Below are 18,907 nucleotides of genomic sequence, written 5' to 3' on the forward strand. Positions count from 1 at the left end.
ACAACGAGAACATCGATGTGAAACCCCGGTTCTGCGGGCAGAGAGGACTCCCCTGGTGACAACCACCGGTGACCGCGCGCAAACCGAGTTCACGCCTGAACCTCCCGGCGAGGACTTCGGTCGTCAGCCTCCGCACGATATGGCCGCTGAACAGTCCGTTCTCGGTGGCATGCTGCTGAGCAAGGACGCCATCGCCGATGTGGTGGAGGTGCTGCGCCCCGGCGACTTCTACCGCCCCGCGCACCAGGCGATCTACGACACCATCCTCGACCTCTACGGCCGCGGCGAACCCGCCGACCCCGTCACCGTCTCGGCGGGCCTCGACCGCCGCGGCGAACTCAAGCGCATCGGCGGCCCGCCCTACCTGGTCACCCTCACCCAGACCGTCCCCACCGCGGCCAACGCCGGCTTCTACGCCGAGATCGTCGCCGAAAAGGCCATCCTGCGCCGCCTCGTCGAAGCGGGCACCCGCATCGTCCAGTTCGGCTACGCCGGCGCCGACGGCCAGGACGTCGCCGAGGTGGTCGACCGCGCCCAGGCCGAAATCTACGAAGTCACCGAACGCCGCACCACCGAGGACTTCACCCCGCTGGAGGAACTCCTCCAGCCCACCATGGACGAAATCGACTCCATCGCCTCCCGAGGCGGCATCTCCCTCGGCGTCCCCACCGGCTTCACCGAACTCGACGAACTCACCAACGGTCTTCACCCAGGTCAGATGATTATCGTCGCCGCCAGACCTGGCGTCGGCAAATCGACTCTTGGTATGGATTTCATGCGGAGTTGCTCGATCAAGCACGGTATGGCCAGCGTCATTTTCTCGCTGGAAATGAGCCGGACCGAGATCGTGATGCGGCTGCTTTCCGCCGAGGCGAAGATCAAGCTCGGTGATATGCGGTCCGGGCGGATGAGCGATGACGACTGGACCAAGCTGGCTCGGCGGATGAGCGAGATCAGTGAGGCGCCGCTGTTCGTCGATGATTCGCCGAACTTGACCATGATGGAGATTCGCGCCAAGGCGCGCCGGCTCAAACAGCGCCATGATCTGAAACTCGTTGTGGTGGACTACCTGCAGCTGATGAGCTCGGGCAAGAAGGTCGAATCACGTCAGCAGGAAGTCTCGGAATTCTCGCGACACCTCAAGCTGCTCGCCAAGGAACTCGAAGTTCCCGTGATCGCGATCTCCCAGCTGAACCGTGGTCCGGAACAGCGAACCGACAAGCGACCCATGGTCTCCGACCTTCGCGAATCGGGCTCGCTCGAACAGGACGCCGACATGGTCATCCTGTTGCACCGCCCCGACGCGATCGAACGCGACGACCCCCGCGGCGGCGAGGCCGACCTCATCGTCGGCAAACACCGTAACGGTCCCACCGCCACGATCACCGTCGCCCACCAGCTGCACCTCAGCCGTTTCGTCGATATGGCCCGCGGCTGACCGAGAGTGGGATCACTGCGCCGACGGCACCAGGGTGTTCTGCCGGGCGGCGGTCCACCACTGCTCGTCCTGCTTGATCAGTACATACAGCGCGACCATCGCCGGTTCGGTGTCGATCAGGGTGCCGTCGGCGGTGGTGGCGCGGGCTGTCTTGTGGGCGATGGCCACATCCGGGCGCAAGAAGGTCACGTCGACGACGTCGTATCGGACGAATTCGTCCTTCAGGAATCCGGCCAGCCCGCGCCGGTTCGAGTCGAGCAGCGCGTCGCGTCCGCTGATCAGCATGCCCACGGCGTTGCCGACCACCGCGTTCGCGGTGAACTGTGCGGTCATGAGTTCCGCGTCGTTGGTGTTGTACGCGGTCTGCGTATCGGCGATGATCCGGCGAATCGCGGCGATGTCGGCGGTGTGGTCCACGGTGTCGTCCGCGACGACCGGGGGCTGAATCATGTTCGTGCTCATGAGAGTCACTCTTGACCCTCAACAGTGGTTCAGGTCAAGGAAGCCATGAACGAGTTCACCGCGGCTGAGACACAACGCACTTCGGGCGTCCGGCCGATACGCTCGGGGTCGGCGGAGCGGACAGAGATCGGAATCAGGGTGGGGATGAAGGCGGGGATGCTGATCAATCCGATGGTGTTCGTGTACTGGGCGGCGTCGGTGGTGGCAGCCGCGCTGTACTGCTCCGCGGCGATGCGCGCGGCGGACTTCGTCGCTTCCTGGTGGAACGAATCCGTCGCGACGGTCTTCGGGTTGTTCGGTGGGCTGATGTTCACGCTCCTCACGTGGCCGTTCGTGCTCATGGTGGGGTGGTGGGGGCGGCGGGCGTATCTGCGGAAGGTCGCTACGCCGGTCAATGCGACGGTGATCGAGTCAGGGCATCGGGTGACGCGCACGAGCAACAGTCCGTTCGCGACTCATCGGGTGCGTCTGAAGGTGACGTTCACGCATCCGAGCACCGGGGTCGAGTGCTGGGTGAAGAAGGAATTCGCGATGGCCGAGTTCCGGCGATCCACCGCGAAAGCACTGCTGCACCGATTCCCGGAAGGCGCCACGCTGCCGATGCTGGTCCGTGGACGCGCGGCGGGATTCGATCTGGCACTGCGCCCGCAATGGGTCGACCTCTGGTGAACGCGGAAGTCGACCTCCCCGCGAATCGGTGAGGTGCGGCGGATGATGGGTCGATGGCTGACCAGATTCTGCAGGTGGAGTGGAAGTCCGCTCCGGAAGATCATGACTATCCCGCTGCCGCCGACTATCTCGAGCTGCTGGGCGACACAGCGACGGTCGACGCGATCGTCGCCGAGCTCAGGGCCGCGCCGGTGGTCGTCAAGAAGGCGAAGGACATTCTGCGAGCGTCCCAGCTCCAAGCCCTCACCCCGGACAACCCGCATGTGCGCAAAGACCTGCTCAAGGTGAACGAGGGAAAGAAACTCTCGCCGATCCTGCTGGTGCGGGGCGACTGCCGCGCGAATGTGCCGATGCTGATCGCCGACGGTTATCACCGCGTGTGCGCGCTGTACTGGGCCGACGAGAACGTCGAGATCCCCGCCAAGATCGCCGCGATGCCATGACGTTCGCAACCCTGGCGCTGGTGGTGGCGCTCGGGTTGATCGGGCCACTGCTCGCCCTGCCGAGACAGCTGTACCTGCCGGTGCTGCTCGGCGAACTCGTCGCGGGAATCATCTTCGGCACCACCGGTCTTCGCATCCTCGACCCCACCGATCCGATCTTCGTCTTCCTCGCCGACATGGGCTTCGCGCTGGTGATGTTCGCCGCCGGAACCCATGTACCGGTGCGCGATCCACGGGTCCGTACCGCGCTCGGTACCGGTGTGGCGCGTGCCGTGCTGGTGGGCGTGGTCGCGGCGGTGGCGGGCTGGGCGGTGGCGCAGGCGTTCGGCGTGGGGCACGCGGCGGTCTACGCGGTGCTGATGGCGTCGTCGTCCGCGGCGATGGCGTTGCCGATCATCGACTCGATGCGGTTGAGTGGGCCGCCGGTGCTCGCGCTCACCGCCCAGGTGGCCATCGCCGACACCGCCTGCATCGTCGCGCTGCCGCTGGTGATCGATCCGGCGAACGCTGTACGAGCCGCGATCGGCGCGGTGGTGGTGGCGCTGTGCGCGACCGTGATGTTCTTCGTCCTGCGCTATCTCCAGAAGACGGGTGCGCAGCGTCAGGTGCACGAGGTGTCCGAGGACCGGAAGTTCACGCTGGAACTGCGGGTGAGTCTGGTCCTGGTGTTCGCGCTGTGCGGGGTGGCCAGCGCGATGCACGTGTCGATCATGCTCGGTGGGTTCGCCGCGGGGCTGGCGGTGGCCGGGGTCGGCGAACCTCGTCGGGTGGCCAAGCAGGTGTTCGCGATCAGCGATGGGCTGCTCGCTCCGCTGTTCTTCGTCTGGCTCGGCGCCCGGCTCGATCTCCGCGAGTTCGGGGAGCATCCGCGGTTCATCCTGCTCGGGTTGGTACTCGGCCTCGGGGCGGTCGGCGTGCACTGTGCGGCGCGGCTGCTCGGCCAGCCGGTCGCCTACGGCACACTCGCCGCGGCACAGATCGGGGTGCCGGTCGCGGCGGTGACCGTCGGCAGCCAGCTGGGGGTGCTCGTGCCCGGTGAGGGCTCGGCGATCATGCTGGCGGCGCTGTGCACCATCGCGGCGGCGACGGTGGCGGCCGGACGGCTCGCGGCGAAGGCACCCACAACGCCGATCAGTCCATGAGCCGGTCATGGACAACGAAGCGTGCGCGGCATCGGCGCCCCGGCTGCTGGGACCGGCCGCGCAGGAGGCGCGGGGGGTCTCGTTCCGGCTGCCGGCCGAAGAGTGGGAGGCCGGATCCGCGCTCACCGACGCCATTCGCCGGACCTTCTCGGTGAGAGCAATCGCGCATGACCCAGGAAATGGGGGCAGGGGTTCCCGTTTGCGTCAGTAACGATCTTGCTGGTGGGCGCGACATTGTTCGTGACATGCGGCCCGTCGGGGGGCCTGCCCACCTGTAGGTCATTCGAACGGGATCACATATGAATCTGCGTGAGTTTCTTGCGAAACATCGCCTTGCTTCGGCTGTCGCCGCGCCTGCGGCGTTGGGAGTCGCGGCGATCGTCGCCGCGTCGTTCGCGGTGACGTCGCAGCCGGCCTCACCGAGCTACGAGCTGACGACGTCGGTGACCGAGTGCCGCGAGATGGTGACCATCTCGGTGGCCGGACGCAACGACACCCCGGTCGAGGGCACGACGGCGATGCTGCTCGACGCCAACGGGAATCCGCTGCCCGCCGCGCTGTCGGGCGACCACAGCAGTGTGTGGGTGGATCCGGTGGTGAACGCCCCGCGCGATGATGTGGCCGAGGGTGACTACGCGGCGGTGTACATCGCCTATCCCGCCGATCTGGCGAGCTATGAGGACGCGGTCAACCGCGGGGTGGAGAACACTCAGCAGGTGATGCGCGAGATCTCGGCGGCCTGCCCGGACACCAAGTTCTCGATCGTCGGCTACAGCGAGGGCGCCGATGTGGTGCGCCGCGTGGCCGAGGGCATCGGCAACGACGACCCCGCCGACGGGTACGCGACGGTGAACCCGGACGACGTGCTCGGCGTGGTGATGTTCGCCGATCCGGGCCGCAAGGCCGGCGACGGCACCTTCCTCGGCGCGGACGACCCGTTCGCGCGCCCCGACAACTTCGACCAGAAGTACCAGGACGGCAAGAAGCCGATCTCGGGCCAGGGCGTCACCACGGGCGCTGATTTCGGCGCGCTCAACGGCAAGATCGCCTCCTTCTGCTCCGAGGGCGACCTCACCTGCGCGGCACCGGACAACATCTCGCTGCTGCAGCTGGCCGCCAATGTGGGCCGTCAGATCAATATCGACGAACTGCAGCGCGCCGACCTGGAGCGCAACGGCATCACCGCGATCACCCCGGCGATTGGCCAGGACATGGCGTTCACGCTGGGCCGGATCGCGATGGCCGCGTTCTCCGATATCGGGTCGAACCCGAACTGGATGGCCAGCGACGAGACCTTCCTCGATGTGCTGCTGAAGGTGTCGGACCCGGATTACAAGCCGGGGCAGAGCACCGCGCCCGCCAAGGCCGACGTGATCGCCGGTGAGCAGCTCTCGCCGCTGGCGTACCTGCCGCAGAAGATCTTCAACGAGATCGTCGGACTGATCGTGACGAACCAGAACACGATCCCGGTGGTGATGAACGATCCGTACCAGCTGACTCTCGGCCCGAACGGCACCGGTCACCACTTCGACTACTGGCGGGACTCCGACGCCGCGAACGGCAAGCCGCTGACCTCGGCGGAGTACGCGGCAGCCTGGCTGACGCACCTGGCCAAGCAGGCGCAGGCGGGCGAGACCATCGACACCAAGGCCGCACCGGACGACGCCTCGGTGACCGCCGCGCTGGCGGCCCCGACGAAGCCCGCGACGACCACCACCGCACCGACCAGCACGTCCAAGACTTCCGCGAAGTCGACGACGAGCAGCCCCAAGCCGACCACCACGGCCAAGACGGGCACCAGCACCACGGCCCCGTCCACGACCGTGGCCCCGTCGACGACCACACCGCCGGCGACCACTCCGGAACCGGCGACCAACCAGGCGGCCGCCCCCGCCCCGACGACCACCGTGGCCCCCACCACGACGGTCGCCCCGACCACGACGGTGGCGCCCACCACAACGGTCGAGCCGACCACCACCGTTGCCCCGACAACCACCCCGTCGGCCAACTAGTCACGAACCACGAAATCCCCGGTGCGCGGCGTTATCCGCTGCGCACCGGGGATTTTCGTTTGTCCAGCACTCGAGAAGGCACTCGTCGACACGGCGCAGATCCCGAAACTCGCTCCCCTGGCCGGTTTTCCGCCCCGGGTTCCGGCGCCGAGCTGACACGCGACATCGATACCAACGCGCCGATCATGGTGACTGTTGCGGGCACCGGTGCAATGATCGCTGGGTGACTCAGTGGCTCCCCCTCCTCGGCTCGCTCCCCGTCGCCGGCGCAGTTCTGGTCGGCGTCATCGCCAACAACCGAACCCACCGTGAAGGAATCGCGGCCGCCGACGAGCGCGGCAGGCAGGCACTCGACGCCGCGCAGCGCAATGTCGAACTGTCGAACATGGTGGGCGACCAGCGCGATCACGAGGCGTGGCGCCGCGAGGCGGTGCTCGCCGCGGTCGCCTCGATCCTGGAGATGTCGGCCTCGGTGCGCGCCGATCTGACCACCTGCGGTGAATGGGATCTGGTCACCACCGACGAGATCGACAACGTCAGCGCGCAGATCCACAAGGTGATCTGGGATCGCCCCGGCGGCACGCTGACTCGTCTTCGGGTGGTGGCGCATCGCCGGATTCCCAACAAGTGCGAAGACCTGCTGCGCACCCTCACCGCTGCCCAGCACATCACGATGCAGCGGCTGAAGCTGCACATCGACGTGGAGGCGACCGTCGAAGAGCTGGAGCAGATGGCGTCGCTATGGCAGAAGGCGATGCGTCATGCCGCCGAACAGGAACGAGCGCTGGTCGAGACGACGCGCATCGAGCTCGGTATCGAGATCGCCTCGAAAGGTGGCGGGGCGGACCCGGTTCCGGCGCCGCAGCCGGTGGTCGCCGAAACCCCTTCGGACGAAGTCGGAGTCGAGGAAGTCACCGCCGAACAGCCCACCGAGCCCCGGCCGCCGGCCGAGCCCCAGCCGCCGACCGAGCCCGAGCAGTCGACCGAGCCGCAACAGCCCACCGAGGCACCGCAGCTCATCGAGGCACGGCCCACGAATGAGGCACCGCAGGAAGACGATCCGCGCGACGCCGTCGACCCGCTCGAAGCTCAGACCGTCAAAGTCTGATTCGAACAAGAAACGGGCCGCGCCAGGTGGTGTCGCGGCCCGCTTTCGCGGAGCTCTACTCATCCGCGGGCCGCCGCGTTCACTCAGCTCGAGCATCCAGTACGCTTCCGCGAACTGAACATCCGGTGAACACCATGGAGTTCGCGATGGTCCGCGCGTTCAGCTGACGCGACCCCGGACGGACGGGTAACTTGGATATACGGCACGCAGGGGTGCCGAACCCGACAGCGTGGTCGATCGTCTGAAGACTTTGTACCGATCCACTCTCGTCAGGGGGCGATCTTTCATGGATCTCATCGCGCCGTTGGATGCGCTGTTTCTACTCGCGGAATCTCGTGAGCACCCGATGCACGTCGGCTCACTGCAATTGTTCGAACCGCCCGAGGACGCCGGGCCCGACTATCTGCGCGAGTTCCGCGCAGCCTTGCTGGCCGACAAGACCGTCCGGCCCACGTTCAGCAAGCGGCCCGCCACCTGGCTGGGCGCACCGCAGATGGCGTGGACCCAGGACGACGAGGTCGACCTGGACTATCACGTGCAGCGCAGCGCGCTGCCCGGGCCGGGCCATCTCGACCAGCTGCTCGCCCACGCGTCGACCTTGCACAGCGCCCTGCTCGACCGGCACCGCCCGATGTGGGAGCTGCACTTCGTCGAGGGCCTGGCCGACGGGCGCTTCGCGCTCTACTCCAAGATGCATCACGCACTGGTGGACGGCGTCTCGGCCCAGCGCCTCATGCGCCGCACGCTGACCACCGACCCGTTCGCGACCGAGCTGATGCGGCCGTGGAACCTGCCGCGCAAGCTCGGCCCGCCTCGTCCCGGCAAATCCCGGCTCGGCGGCCTGATCGATACCGTCACCTCGGCGCGCTCGTCGACCACCGCGTTGATGAAGGCGACCCGCACCGGTCTGGTGCAGCAGCAGCTCACCCTGCCGTTCGAGGCGCCGCGCACGCTGTTCAACGTGCCGATCGGCGGTGCCCGCAAATGCGCGGTGCGCAGCTGGTCGATGGATCGGGTCAAGCAGGTGAAGAAGGCGACCGGGGCCACCGTGAACGATGTGGTGCTGGCGATGTCGGCGGGTGCGTTGCGGGCCTACCTGCTGGAGCGCGACGCCTTGCCGGACAAGCCGATGATCGCGATGGTGCCGATGTCGTTGCGCGACGAAGACGACGTCGACACCCAGGGCGTGAAAATCGCGGCGCTGCTGTGCAATCTGGGCACCGATATCGCGGACCCGCTGGAACGGCTGCGGGTGGTGAGCGAGTCCACGCGTCGCAACAAGGAGGTGTACCACTCGCTCACCCCAGCGCAGACGCTGGCGATGGCGGGGGTGATGTTGAGTCCGATGGCGGCGATGCTGCTGCCCGGGTTCGCCTCGGTGGCGACGCCGCCGTTCAACATCGTCATCTCGAATGTGCCCGGTGCGCGCGAGTCGCTGTACTGGAACGGTTCGCGCCTGGACGCCACCTACCCGCTGTCGATCCCGCTCGATGGGCAGGCGGTGAACATCACGCTCACCTCCAGCGGTGACAACCTCGATTTCGGTCTGGTCGGCTGCCGCCGCACGCTGCCCGACCTGCATCGACTGCTCGATCACCTCGAGGATTCACTGGCCGCGCTGGAGGATGCCGCGCTGTAGAAATTAACCGTTCTCGACCAAATTAGAACGTGTTACAGTTCGGTATGCGTACCGAATTCTGCGAACAGCTCGGCATCGAGTTCCCCATCTTCGCCTTCACCCACTGCCGCGACGTCGTGGCGGCCGTGAGCAACGCGGGCGGATTGGGGGTACTCGGCGCGGTCGGCTTCACCGCCGAACAGCTCGAGGTGGAGCTGGCCTGGCTCGACGAGCACGTCACCGGGATCTACGGCGTCGACCTGGTGATTCCGTCGAAATACGAGGGCAAGGGCGTCGACGGCCTCTCCCCCGAACAGCTGGAAAAACAGCTGGCGCAGATGGTTCCGCAGGGCCATCGCGACTTCGCCCAGCAGATCCTCACCGATCACAACGTGCCCGCGCTGCCCGACGGTGAGCACCACAACGAGCTGCTCGGCTGGACCGCGACCACCGCGGGACCGCAGGTCGACGTCATCCTGAACCACCCCAAGGCCAAGCTCGTGGCCAACGCCCTCGGCACCCCGCCCGACGACGTGGTCAAGCGCATCCAGGACTCCGGCCGGGTGATCGGCGCGCTGTGCGGTTCGGTCAAGCACGCGATGAACCACAAGGCCGCCGGCCTCGACTTCGTGGTGTGCCAGGGCACCGAGGGCGGCGGGCACTGCGGCGAGGTGTCCTCGCTGGTGCTGTGGCCGCAGGTGATCGACGCGATCGGCGATGTGCCGGTGCTGGCCGCCGGTGGCATCGGCAACGGCGCGCAGGTCGCGGCGGCGCTGGCCATGGGCGCGGCGGGCGCGTGGACCGGGTCGCTGTGGCTCACCGTCGAGGAGGCCAATGTGCCGCCCGCCCAGATGGACACCTACCTCGAGGCGACCAGCCACGACACCATCCGTTCGCGTTCCTGGACCGGCAAGCCGTGCCGCATGCTGCGCAACGACTGGACCGACGCCTGGGAGTCCACCGAGACCCCCGACCCGCTGCCGATGCCGCTGCAGATGATGGTGGCCCTCGACGGCGTCAAGCGCGGGCACCGCTACCCCGAGGCCGCCAAGGACGTGAACTTCAACCCGGTCGGCCAGGTGGTCGGCATGATGAACAAGGTCGAACGCAGCGCCGACGTGGTCAACCGCCTCGTCGAGGAGTACGTCACCGCCTATGACCGCCTCACCCGGCTCAACGGCTGAGCTGGGTCGTCCCCGAAGATCGGTGCCCGGCCGATAACTGTCGGCCGCGCCCGATCCCCGCACTCCAGAACCTCCGACGCACCTCCACCGCACCGCGCCTGCCCTACACTCGGCATATCTCACCAGCGATGCGGGGCGGTGCGCCTCCCCGCAGCATTGCCCAACGGTTGCGGACGGCGGTGACATGGCTTCGGAGGAGTACGCGAGCAAGACCTGGAAGGTGGCCAGGACCCGAGTCACCCAGGCCATCGCCAGGATCCGCGAGGAATACGCGAAGGCCGCGCCGCGACCCACCGAGCACGAACCCGTCGACCCGCCCGTACCCGCCGATCTGCTGAATCTGCTGTGCCGCATCGGGGTGGCGCTGGTCGGCGCCGGCGAGACCTCCGCACGGGTGCAGGTCATCCTCGACAAGCTGTCGCGGCGCTACGGCACCGGCAATATCCATTTCATGGTGTTGCCCACCGCGGTCTTCGTCCGGGTACGCACCGACGAAAGCTCCGCGATCGACATGCTCGACGCCCGCGTCGGCACCCTGCCGCTCGACCAGATCGACGGCCTCTATCGGCTGATCGACCAGATCGAGCAGGACGCGCCGCCGCCGAGCCGGGCATCGAGGGATCTCGACGAGATCCTGACGCAGAAACCCGGCAGCCCACCGTGGCTGATCCTGCTCGGGCAGGTCGTGCTGACCGTCGGCATCGGCATGATGCTCAACCCGGGCGCGCGGGCACTGGTCGGCTATGTGGTGCTCGGCCTGGTCGTCGGCGTGCTGACCCAGCTCGCCGATCGGGTGCGGCTGCTGTCGATGGCGTTGCCGGTGGTCGCGTCGGCGGTGGTCGCGGTGCTCGCGTACGGGTTTCCCGGCGCGCTCGCCGGTGGGCAGCCCCAACAATTGCTGATTCCCGCCGTCGCGACGCTGCTACCCGGTGCGATGCTCACCAACGGCACGATCGAGTTGGCGACCGGATCGATGGTGGCCGGTGCCAGCCGGGTCGTCTACGGCATCAACATGCTGTTCCTGCTCGCGCTGGGTTCCTACGTGGGGATCAGCGTGCTCGGCCCGCTGTCGGATCCGCCGGTGAGCAGTGCCCAATTGGGGTGGTGGGCACCGATCCTCGGGGTGCTGCTGATCGGGTACGGGCATTCGTGGCGGTCGAGCGCGCCGCAGAACACGGTGGGCTGGCTGCTGCTCGTCCTCTACGTCACCTACGCGGCGCAGGTCCTCGGCAAGCACGTGTCCGGACCGCTGACCGGCACGTTTCTCGGCGGGCTCGTCGCCGTGAACGCCGCGTATCTGATCCAGAGCCGCAAGCACGCGCCACCGACCCAGGTGGCGTTCCTGCCCGCGTTCTGGATGCTGGTGCCCGGCGGGATCAGCCTCACCGGGATCTCCGACCTCGTCACGCATTCGCTGTCGGGGGTGTCGACCGGTGGGCTGGAGGTGCTGGTCTCGGCGCTGCTCTCGGTGATGTCGATCGCGCTGGGCGTGATGGTCGGCTCGGGTCTGGCCACCGCGCACACTCCGCGCGTCAGCACGATCATCGACACGGTGGTGCCACACCATCTGCCGTGGGCGCACACCCCTCGGACGACGAAGAAACCCGACTCAGACAGCTAGCACGCTGGTTCAGACGGCCGAGCTCAGTGGCACGGTGTGGACCGCAGGCTCGCCGACGAGTTGACCGAAACGGGCGATCACCTTCTCGTGATACAGCGCGAACAGATCCCCGAACAGCGCGAGTTGCGCCTCGCTCGGCGCGGATTCGGCATCCCACACCGCGAGCAACGCGCGCCAGACGAGCACGTGCAGATCGGGCGCGACGGCGAAATAGGCAGCGACCGCCTCTGGCACCTCGACGACCATATCGGCGATCGAATTCAGCACCGCGCGTTGCATACTCATCTCGAGCACGCCGAGTAACTTGCGCACCAGCGCGATCTCGGCGGCGATGATGAGCGCGTGGTCGGGCACGGGCTGGCGCGCCATCGCCTCCAGCTCGTCGACGGCGGCGGCGAGCTCGGCCGGATCGAGCACCTTCTCCCCCGCGGTGTAGGCGAGCAACGCCTCGCCCACGATGCCGCGTTCGACCTCGACGATGTCGGTGAACATCTCGGCGGCGACCGCGGGCGCGGTGATCGAGAACCGGAACAGGTGCCGGTAGACGTCCATGCCACCCTCGACGCGGACATCGCGGATGGTGAAGCCCTTCCCTCGCCTGGCCTCGACGAATCCGTAGGACTCGAGGCGGCCGAGGATGAGCTGGGCGGTGGCGCGGTTCATGCCGAACTCGTCGGCGACCTGGCGCACCGACGGCATCAGATCGCCGGGCCGGTACTCGCCGGTGGCTACGCGGCGCGCCAACTCATCGGCGACGTCGGCGACCACCGTCCGGGATCCCATCGAAAAACACCTCTCGGTCATGATCCGGCTACGTCCCAGACAGTTTAGGCGCTCTGTCTTCGGAGCGCTGGCGCGCTCGGGTCGCGGCCCTTCGGGCCCCGATTCTTCCCTCCCTACGGGCACTCCTTCGTCGCACCCTTCGGTCAGTCCAGAATCGGGCGGGCCGCGAAAACGAGACATTCAGCGATCGCATCGCTATCGATGGGACGACAGGCCTGCGATCAGCGGGCTTTCCTGTTGGCGTGCCGTTCAGCTGGATCAGACAGCGATGTGCGGCACCGTGATTGAGTACGCAGGCAATGGGGCAGCTAAACATTTTGGGAACAATCAGATCATGTCCTTTTTGTCGAGCCACCGCATGACCGGCCAGCCGAGACCGACGGGGATCCAGCAGGTCAGCACGCGATAGAGCAGCACGGCGGGGACCGCGATCTCCGCCGGGACGCCGAAGGCCGCGAGACCACCGATCAGCGCCGCCTCGACCGCGCCGACGCCACCGGGTGTCGGCGCGGCCGAGGCCAGGGTGCCACCGATCATGGTGACGATGGTGACGGCCACAAAATCCGTGCCGCCGCCGAAGGCTTCGACGCTCGTCCACAGGGCCAGCGCCTGGCCGAGCGTGATCGCGCCGCAGCCGCCGACGATGACCACGAAACGCTTCGGGTCCTTGGCCAGGTCGGCGAGTTCGCCGAGCACTTCCTTGACCTGCGGTCGCACCGAGTGATTCACCCAGCGACGCAGCGTGGGCACGAACATGAACGCCCCGATCAGCCCCACGCCGACGCCCGCGATCAGATACAGCACGGTCGCGTCGGGCACGATGTGGGCCAGATTGGTCGACGTGCCCGCCACCACGCTGAACACCACGAGCAGCACCAGGTGGGTGAGCACCTGCATCGACTGCTGCATCGCCACCGCGGCGGTCGCGCGCAGGGTCGTCATGCCCGCCTTCTGCAAGAACCGCACGCTCAGCGCCAACCCGCCGACGCCCGCGGGGGTGGTCGTCGCCACGAAGGTGTTGGCCAGCTGCTCCACGAGCAGATAGCGCATCTTGACCAGCCCGTCCGCACAGGCGCCGAGCGCGGCGGCGGCGCCGACATAGGTCAGCCCCGACACCGCCAGACCCGCGAGCGCCCACCACCAGTTGAGCGTGCGCAGCTGACTGAAGAACGTCGGCACCTGGCTGAAGAACGGATAGGCCACATAGACCAGCGCGACCAGCAGGACGAGCTGGATGATCTGGTTGCGGGAGAAGCGCGTGATCTGTTCGGACTGGATGCGGTCGTGGCCGGTCTGCCTGCGCACCTCCTCGCGGGCGGTGGCCATCACTTTGGTCCACTGCGGCACCGACTTGCGGATGCCGATCGACATCGACGATTTCGTCACGCGCCGGGCCGCGTAGGCGACCTTGTCCTCGCCGAGCGCCTCGATCGCCGCCGAGACGGCCTCGTGTTTGCCGTAGAGCGAGGTGGTGGTCACCAGCAGCTGGGCGATGTCGGTCTGGCGTTGCGCCTCGGCCGCGCCGAATTCGGCGGACGAGAAACCACCGAACAGGGTGTCGCCCTGGCTGACTCGCACGAAGTCGGGTTGCAGATCGCCGAGGCTGATCTGGTTCTCGTGCAGCCGCAGTAGCGACCGCCATACCCCGGGCAGCACCTGCGCGGACAAGGTCGCGATCTGGGTGCCGCGGGGCATGGTGTGCGCGTACAGCATCCAGCCGCGACTCAGGCCGGCGACCGCCACCTGATGGCTGTCGGCCATCCCGAGGTCACCGATCGCGATGCCGAGCAGCGCCCGATGTTCCACCGCCCGGTGCATCGATCCGTGCAGCGGCGCGGTCTCGCTGGAGCGGAACGTGATCCAGCGCCAAACCTGGCGGATCGCGCCGAAGCTGCGCTGGTTCTTGCCGTACAGCTCGACCATGATCTCGTCTTCGGGCCCGTCGACCTCGGTGGCGAGCAGCAGCGGTCCGCGCCCGGCCGGTCGATCGACCCGGAAGGCTTTCACGACGTGACCGCGCGCCGCGAGCACCCGGACCGCGCCGTCGAGCGGCACCTCGAGCGCGGGCGTGCCGACCACCCAGACGATCACCGCGCCGACCAGCCAACCGACCACGAGGCCGAGCATCGCCCGCGCGGGCACCACCGAGCTGACCACCAGGTGGATCGGCGCGAACATCAACAGCAGAAACCACATCCAGCGTCGCGGGCGCACCGGCAGCCACGGGCTCGACACGGTGAGCATCGCCGCGAGCATCGCGATCCAGCGTGGATCGTCGAGGAATTGGGAGAGGAAGGTGTCGAAGCGGTCCGGAACCGGCAGGTGCCATTTCGGTGTGGAGATGCCCGCGCCGGTGATCGACAGGGCGAGCACCGCGAGCAGGCCCGCCGCCCCGTACCCGAACAGCAGCTTCCACTGCCTGCGCACCACGAGTTCGATGAAGATGGCGAACGGCAGCGCCAGGATGAGCATTCCGTAGATCAGGTAGACCATGGTCGCCTGGTCCTGGCTGAGGAAGTCCACGATCTTGGCGACCGAGCGTTCCAGCGCCAGCCACTCCGGCCGGGTGATGAGCGAGCCCGCGATCACCACGGCGACGCCGAGTCCCGCCAGCACCACCCGGACGATGTCGCTGGTACGGCGGATCATCGGCTGCAGGAGTTTCCCCGTGACCGGGATCTCCCGACCGTCGACTCGCATGAGCCGCACGATACACACCGACACGCCGCAGACCCGCCGTGACATCACGCAACCGGCGCGGTCGCTCCCGCGTGCCGTGTCGCCGATCACAGGCCGTCACAAACACTGGCGTTACCCCGTCCAGGAAGTAGGGAAACACCCACTCAGCCGGAAGGAACGATCATGCAGGTTCTGCTCGCAGGTGCCACCGGCGCCATCGGCCGCCCTCTGCTCCGCGCGTTGACCGCGAACGGGCATACGGTGTCGGCGCTCGTCCGGAATCCCGGTGCGCATCCGCTCGTGCGCGAGCTGGGCGCCACCCCCGTCACCGCGGACGTGCTCGACCGCGACGGCCTGCTGCGTGCCGTCGACGGCCTGCGCGCCGATGCCGTCATCCATCAGGCCACCGCCCTGCGCGATGCGAAGGTGCAGCGCCGGATTCCGGCCGACGATCCGACCGGGCTGCTGCGTACGGTCGGCACCGCAAACCTGCTCGACGCCGCGGCGGTGGTGGGCGCCGGCCGGTTCGTCGCCCAGTCGCTGATCCTCGGCTACGGGTACCACGACCACGGTGACCGGCTGATCACCGAGCGCGATCAGTTCGGGGTGTACGACGGTGGGGTGGCCGACGAGGTGGTTCGCGCGTGCGTGGCCGGCGAGAGCCAGGTCTTCGACGCGCCCGGTATCGATGGAATCGCGTTGCGCTACGGGCTCTTCTACGGTCCCGGCGCGTTCAGTGATCTGTTCGCGGACATGATGCGCAAGCACCGCCCGGTCGGCCCGCTGGGTTCCGGCGGGGTCAACACCTGGGTCCATGTCGACGACGCGGCCGACGCGACCGTCGCCGCGCTCGAGCGCGGCGCACCCGGTCGCGCCTACAACATCGCCGATGACCACCCGATCACCTGGCGGGAGTTCTTCGCCGAGGTCGCCCGGACTCAACGCACCCCACGCCCGATCCGGCTGCCCGCCTGGATGATCCGATCGGCCGTCCCCTATATCGGCGCCCTCATGTCCGACACCTCGATGCGGATCTCGAGTCGGCTGGCCCATGACGAATTGGGTTGGCGTCCGAAGTACGCCGATGTCGGCGCCGGTCTCGCGGGCTGATCTCCCGGCCGGCAGCAGGCCGATACCTCAGGGTGCGGTTCGGGCGGTGACGGCGGCGTGGTCGTGGCCGGGGATCACTTCGATCTCGGCGGGAAGCGCGTGCAGGCGGTGGATGGTCTCGAACGCGCGGTCGCGGTCGGCGTCGAGGAGTTCGCCGAGCAGCGGCGCTTTTTCGCGCAGGCGGTCGATCTGCAGAGTGCTCCAGACCGCGTCGCCCGCGAGCAGGACGCGGGAGCCGTCGTCGACCGCGAGCAGGATGCCGACGCTGCCGGGGGTGTGCCCCGCCAGGTCGACGATCAGCACGGATCCGTCGCCGAACAGGTCGTGACTGCGGGCGAAGGTCAGCACCGGCGGGCCGTCGAGTTCGTAGAGATCGAACGCGCGGCCGCGCAGAGGTCCACGAGCGACACCGAGCGGGGCGTGCGAACCGGTCATGGCCCAGCTGTATTCGACGGCGGGCACCCGGATCGGGACCAGGCCGGGTAGCTCGTACAGCCCGGCGACGTGGTCCCAGTGCAGATGGGTCGGCAGCACGAAGTCGATGTCGTTGCCGGTGAGGTCGTGGGCCGCCAGTACCTCGCTCAGTCCGCGCACCGGGCTGTCGGGGGCGACCAGCAGCGGCACCGGGAAGGGCAGCTCGGGCAGCACCCGCTGGTGCACGCCCGCGCAGATCGCCGGGTCGACCAGGAAGGTGGCGTCCGGGTGCCGGATCAGGAACGTCGACATGGTCAGCCGCGTCGACCGCAGGGTCCGCACACCCTCGGCCACGATCGTCGTCGGCGCGGACAGCTCCGCCTGCGTGAGCGCGGTCAGACCGACGGTGTTGCGCGCGGGCGGAACAGCGGCGCACTCCAGTCCGTCGAGAAATCCGGTATCGGCGCCGCGTGGCCAGAGCAGCCGCGGCCCGGTGGTGGCGACAGCGATACAGCAGGCGAGAACAGTCGATAACATCGTCGTGCGCTCACCCATACGTGCCACCGTAGGCGATCGCCCACACCTCGACCACCAGACCAGGTCGAGCCGCCGCAGTTCATCGCTAACGCCCGATTACATCCAGTGCCTAGTCGGTGCGGCCCATCAGCCGATCTGTTTCGCGCCGTTCACGTTTCGTCGGCCTGCCCGCACCACGCTCGCGCTGCGGCAGCGTGGCGAGGACTTCCTTGGGGGGTGGCGGGGGGCTGCGATCGATCAGGCACTGGGCGGCGACGGGCGGGCCGACTCGCTTATGAATGATCCGCTCGACCACGACGATGCGCTCGAGGCCGGCGTGGCGGATCCTGATCTCGTCACCGGGGCGGATGGTCAGTGCCGGTTTCGCGGTAACCCCATTGACGCGCACATGCCCGGCGCGACAGGCTTCTGCCGCGGCCGAGCGTGTTTTGAACAAGCGCACAGACCAGGTCCACGCGTCGACGCGGGCCTGGGTCTCGGAGTGCTGGGGGGTCACCCCTTAGACGATACGGCGAGCCGTGACGACGTCGTCTGCGCTGAGGTGGGTGTAAGACACCGGGGTGCCCGACTGCACGGCGTTGAGGAGCTGACCATTGCCCGCGTAGATACCGACGTGGCCACCACCGTTGGTGATGACGATGTCACCGGCCTGCAGGTTGTCGAACGAGACGGGAGCGCCGACGTGCGACTGCTCGAAGCTGGTGCGCGGCAGTTCGACACCGGCTTGGCGGTATGCCCACTGCACGAGGCCGGAGCAGTCGAAGCTCTGCGGGCCTGCGGCACCCCAGTTGTACTGGGCGCCCAGCTTGCCACGGGCGGCGTCGAGGGCGATGTTGCCCGCGGACTGCTGCTGCGGCGCGGAGAACGGGTTGTCGAAGTTCACGCTCGGGAGCTGCGGTGCGGCCTGGCCCTGCGGGGCGACCATCGCCTGGAGCTGCTTCTCGACCTGCTGTGCCGGCTGCTCGAGCTCTGGCGGCAGATCGAAGTTACCGAGACCGGGAATGTTGATCGTGGCGGCCTGCGAAATCGCGGGCATCGCACCGGTTGTAGCGGCCACCGCGCCCATGACGAGGGCACCCTTGACGGAATTCGGCAGTCGAGAATCCCGCTGCAAGCTGTGTTTACCCACCGAGACGAGTCTCCGATCTTGCTACTCTCCCGCCGCTCGGTCGCGAATCGCTCGGCGACAACGACTTTCGGCGGTGACCCAGTGGCGCCGCTTCTCTGACGAACCGACAGACTCCACTAAGTCACGAGAAGATTACGGCCTGTGATGAGCGCTGTCCAGCGAAGCACGCAAGTTGTTTTCCTGCGACCGGAAAAGCCCAGAACAGGGGCCACGGCACCGGCGTGTCGGCGCGGGTAACGATTTCATCGTCCGCGTGACGTGAGGCGTTACCGAGCGCGCAACGCGCGCTCGAGCTCGTCGATGCGCGTTCGGGCGTCGGCCAGGTCCACCTCGAGCCTGCCGAGCATGATCAGCAGCGGCCCGATCGCCAGGTCGGCGACCACCTGTGGGTCCGGGTCGTCATAGCCCGCGCCGATCGTTGCCAGCAGGCCGCGCCGGATCGTGTCGGCCAAATGCGCGCCCTGGGGCAGCGGCCAGCTCGCGACGATCTCAGCGGTGGTCCGAGGTTCGGAGGACATCGGGCTCCATTTCCGTGTGAGCAGCAATCTCGGTTTCGCT

The 18,907-nt window shown here is 67.7% G+C and carries 17 protein-coding genes; 10 read left to right on the forward strand and 7 right to left on the reverse strand.

Annotated elements, in window-relative coordinates; all coding sequences use genetic code 11:
- The first annotated feature begins 55 nt into the window (after positions 1-55).
- Entirely contained in the window at positions 56-1,438 is a 1,383-nt protein-coding gene (gene dnaB, locus ACFWFP_RS17860) for a replicative DNA helicase (RefSeq protein WP_174551121.1), read from the forward strand.
- 12 nt (positions 1,439-1,450) lie between these two features.
- On the opposite strand, the gene ACFWFP_RS17865 is transcribed toward dnaB, so the two are convergent.
- Positions 1,451-1,900: an SgcJ/EcaC family oxidoreductase gene (locus tag ACFWFP_RS17865; protein WP_379296311.1), complete on the reverse strand. Its 450-nt coding sequence runs from the start codon at positions 1,898-1,900 to the stop codon at positions 1,451-1,453.
- Positions 1,901-2,056: 156 nt separating this feature from the next.
- On the opposite strand from ACFWFP_RS17865, the gene ACFWFP_RS17870 reads away from it, so the two are divergent.
- The 8 genes from ACFWFP_RS17870 (at position 2,057) to ACFWFP_RS17905 (ending at position 11,697) form a co-directional block, all read left to right on the forward strand.
- Entirely contained in the window at positions 2,057-2,569 is a 513-nt protein-coding gene (locus ACFWFP_RS17870) for a hypothetical protein (RefSeq protein ID WP_379296313.1), read from the forward strand.
- 65 nt (positions 2,570-2,634) lie between these two features.
- Positions 2,635-3,012 (forward strand): hypothetical protein, encoded by a 378-nt coding sequence (locus tag ACFWFP_RS17875; RefSeq protein WP_379296806.1) that lies wholly within the window; start codon positions 2,635-2,637, stop codon positions 3,010-3,012.
- The gene (locus tag ACFWFP_RS17880; RefSeq protein WP_379296315.1) at positions 3,009-4,154 is read left to right on the forward strand and encodes a cation:proton antiporter; all 1,146 of its coding nucleotides are present in this window, start codon (positions 3,009-3,011) and stop codon (positions 4,152-4,154) included. Before ACFWFP_RS17875 ends, ACFWFP_RS17880 begins: the two co-directional genes overlap by 4 nt.
- Before the next feature lie 299 nt (positions 4,155-4,453).
- Positions 4,454-6,166 (forward strand): cutinase family protein, encoded by a 1,713-nt coding sequence (locus ACFWFP_RS17885; RefSeq protein WP_379296317.1) that lies wholly within the window; start codon positions 4,454-4,456, stop codon positions 6,164-6,166.
- A gap of 223 nt (positions 6,167-6,389) precedes the next feature.
- Positions 6,390-7,274 (forward strand): hypothetical protein, encoded by an 885-nt coding sequence (locus ACFWFP_RS17890; RefSeq protein WP_379296319.1) that lies wholly within the window; start codon positions 6,390-6,392, stop codon positions 7,272-7,274.
- Positions 7,275-7,560: 286 nt separating this feature from the next.
- The gene (locus ACFWFP_RS17895; RefSeq protein ID WP_379296321.1) at positions 7,561-8,913 is read left to right on the forward strand and encodes a wax ester/triacylglycerol synthase family O-acyltransferase; all 1,353 of its coding nucleotides are present in this window, start codon (positions 7,561-7,563) and stop codon (positions 8,911-8,913) included.
- Positions 8,914-8,957: 44 nt separating this feature from the next.
- Positions 8,958-10,076: a nitronate monooxygenase family protein gene (locus ACFWFP_RS17900; RefSeq protein WP_056823967.1), complete on the forward strand. Its 1,119-nt coding sequence runs from the start codon at positions 8,958-8,960 to the stop codon at positions 10,074-10,076.
- 184 nt (positions 10,077-10,260) lie between these two features.
- The gene (locus ACFWFP_RS17905) at positions 10,261-11,697 is read left to right on the forward strand and encodes a threonine/serine exporter ThrE family protein (protein ID WP_379296323.1); all 1,437 of its coding nucleotides are present in this window, start codon (positions 10,261-10,263) and stop codon (positions 11,695-11,697) included.
- Positions 11,698-11,706: 9 nt separating this feature from the next.
- On the opposite strand, the gene ACFWFP_RS17910 is transcribed toward ACFWFP_RS17905, so the two are convergent.
- Positions 11,707-12,480, reverse strand: coding sequence for a GntR family transcriptional regulator (locus ACFWFP_RS17910; RefSeq protein WP_379296325.1), 774 nt, complete (start codon positions 12,478-12,480; stop codon positions 11,707-11,709).
- 327 nt (positions 12,481-12,807) lie between these two features.
- Complete coding sequence (locus tag ACFWFP_RS17915; protein WP_379296327.1) at positions 12,808-15,180, reverse strand: lysylphosphatidylglycerol synthase domain-containing protein; 2,373 nt, start codon at positions 15,178-15,180, stop codon at positions 12,808-12,810.
- Between the two features lie 162 nt (positions 15,181-15,342).
- Here ACFWFP_RS17915 and ACFWFP_RS17920 point away from each other — a divergent pair, with 162 nt between their 5' ends.
- A complete protein-coding gene (locus ACFWFP_RS17920) occupies positions 15,343-16,269 on the forward strand; it encodes an NAD-dependent epimerase/dehydratase family protein (protein ID WP_379296329.1) in 927 nt (308 codons plus the stop codon).
- 27 nt (positions 16,270-16,296) lie between these two features.
- On the opposite strand, the gene ACFWFP_RS17925 is transcribed toward ACFWFP_RS17920, so the two are convergent.
- The 4 genes from ACFWFP_RS17925 to ACFWFP_RS17940 all read right to left on the reverse strand — a co-directional run bounded on the left by ACFWFP_RS17925 (position 16,297) and on the right by ACFWFP_RS17940 (position 18,867).
- On the reverse strand, positions 16,297-17,220 hold the full coding sequence (locus ACFWFP_RS17925) for an MBL fold metallo-hydrolase (protein ID WP_379296331.1): 924 nt from the start codon (positions 17,218-17,220) through the stop codon (positions 16,297-16,299).
- Between the two features lie 109 nt (positions 17,221-17,329).
- Complete coding sequence (locus ACFWFP_RS17930; RefSeq protein ID WP_379296333.1) at positions 17,330-17,716, reverse strand: RNA-binding S4 domain-containing protein; 387 nt, start codon at positions 17,714-17,716, stop codon at positions 17,330-17,332.
- A 3-nt stretch (positions 17,717-17,719) separates the two neighbouring features.
- A complete protein-coding gene (locus tag ACFWFP_RS17935) occupies positions 17,720-18,286 on the reverse strand; it encodes a C40 family peptidase (RefSeq protein WP_379296808.1) in 567 nt (188 codons plus the stop codon).
- 329 nt (positions 18,287-18,615) lie between these two features.
- On the reverse strand, positions 18,616-18,867 hold the full coding sequence (locus tag ACFWFP_RS17940) for a hypothetical protein (RefSeq protein WP_379296335.1): 252 nt from the start codon (positions 18,865-18,867) through the stop codon (positions 18,616-18,618).
- Between the last annotated feature and the right edge of the window lie 40 nt (positions 18,868-18,907).

This window comes from Nocardia sp. NPDC060249 (assembly GCF_042728755.1).
Classification (GTDB): domain Bacteria; phylum Actinomycetota; class Actinomycetes; order Mycobacteriales; family Mycobacteriaceae; genus Nocardia.

Excerpts from the sequence above, each read along its gene's own strand:
- ACFWFP_RS17865 (WP_379296311.1), bottom strand. The coding sequence starts at position 1,900 with ATGAGCACGAACATGATTCAGCCCCCGGTCGTCGCGGACGACACCGTG.
- ACFWFP_RS17870 (WP_379296313.1), top strand. The coding sequence starts at position 2,057 with ATGCTGATCAATCCGATGGTGTTCGTGTACTGGGCGGCGTCGGTGGTG.
- ACFWFP_RS17880 (WP_379296315.1), top strand. The coding sequence starts at position 3,009 with ATGACGTTCGCAACCCTGGCGCTGGTGGTGGCGCTCGGGTTGATCGGG.
- ACFWFP_RS17885 (WP_379296317.1), top strand. The coding sequence starts at position 4,454 with ATGAATCTGCGTGAGTTTCTTGCGAAACATCGCCTTGCTTCGGCTGTC.
- ACFWFP_RS17895 (WP_379296321.1), top strand. The coding sequence starts at position 7,561 with ATGGATCTCATCGCGCCGTTGGATGCGCTGTTTCTACTCGCGGAATCT.
- ACFWFP_RS17900 (WP_056823967.1), top strand. The coding sequence starts at position 8,958 with ATGCGTACCGAATTCTGCGAACAGCTCGGCATCGAGTTCCCCATCTTC.
- ACFWFP_RS17905 (WP_379296323.1), top strand. The coding sequence starts at position 10,261 with ATGGCTTCGGAGGAGTACGCGAGCAAGACCTGGAAGGTGGCCAGGACC.
- ACFWFP_RS17910 (WP_379296325.1), bottom strand. The coding sequence starts at position 12,480 with ATGGGATCCCGGACGGTGGTCGCCGACGTCGCCGATGAGTTGGCGCGC.
- ACFWFP_RS17915 (WP_379296327.1), bottom strand. The coding sequence starts at position 15,180 with ATGCGAGTCGACGGTCGGGAGATCCCGGTCACGGGGAAACTCCTGCAG.
- ACFWFP_RS17920 (WP_379296329.1), top strand. The coding sequence starts at position 15,343 with ATGCAGGTTCTGCTCGCAGGTGCCACCGGCGCCATCGGCCGCCCTCTG.
- ACFWFP_RS17925 (WP_379296331.1), bottom strand. The coding sequence starts at position 17,220 with ATGTTATCGACTGTTCTCGCCTGCTGTATCGCTGTCGCCACCACCGGG.
- ACFWFP_RS17935 (WP_379296808.1), bottom strand. The coding sequence starts at position 18,286 with ATGGGCGCGGTGGCCGCTACAACCGGTGCGATGCCCGCGATTTCGCAG.
- ACFWFP_RS17940 (WP_379296335.1), bottom strand. The coding sequence starts at position 18,867 with ATGTCCTCCGAACCTCGGACCACCGCTGAGATCGTCGCGAGCTGGCCG.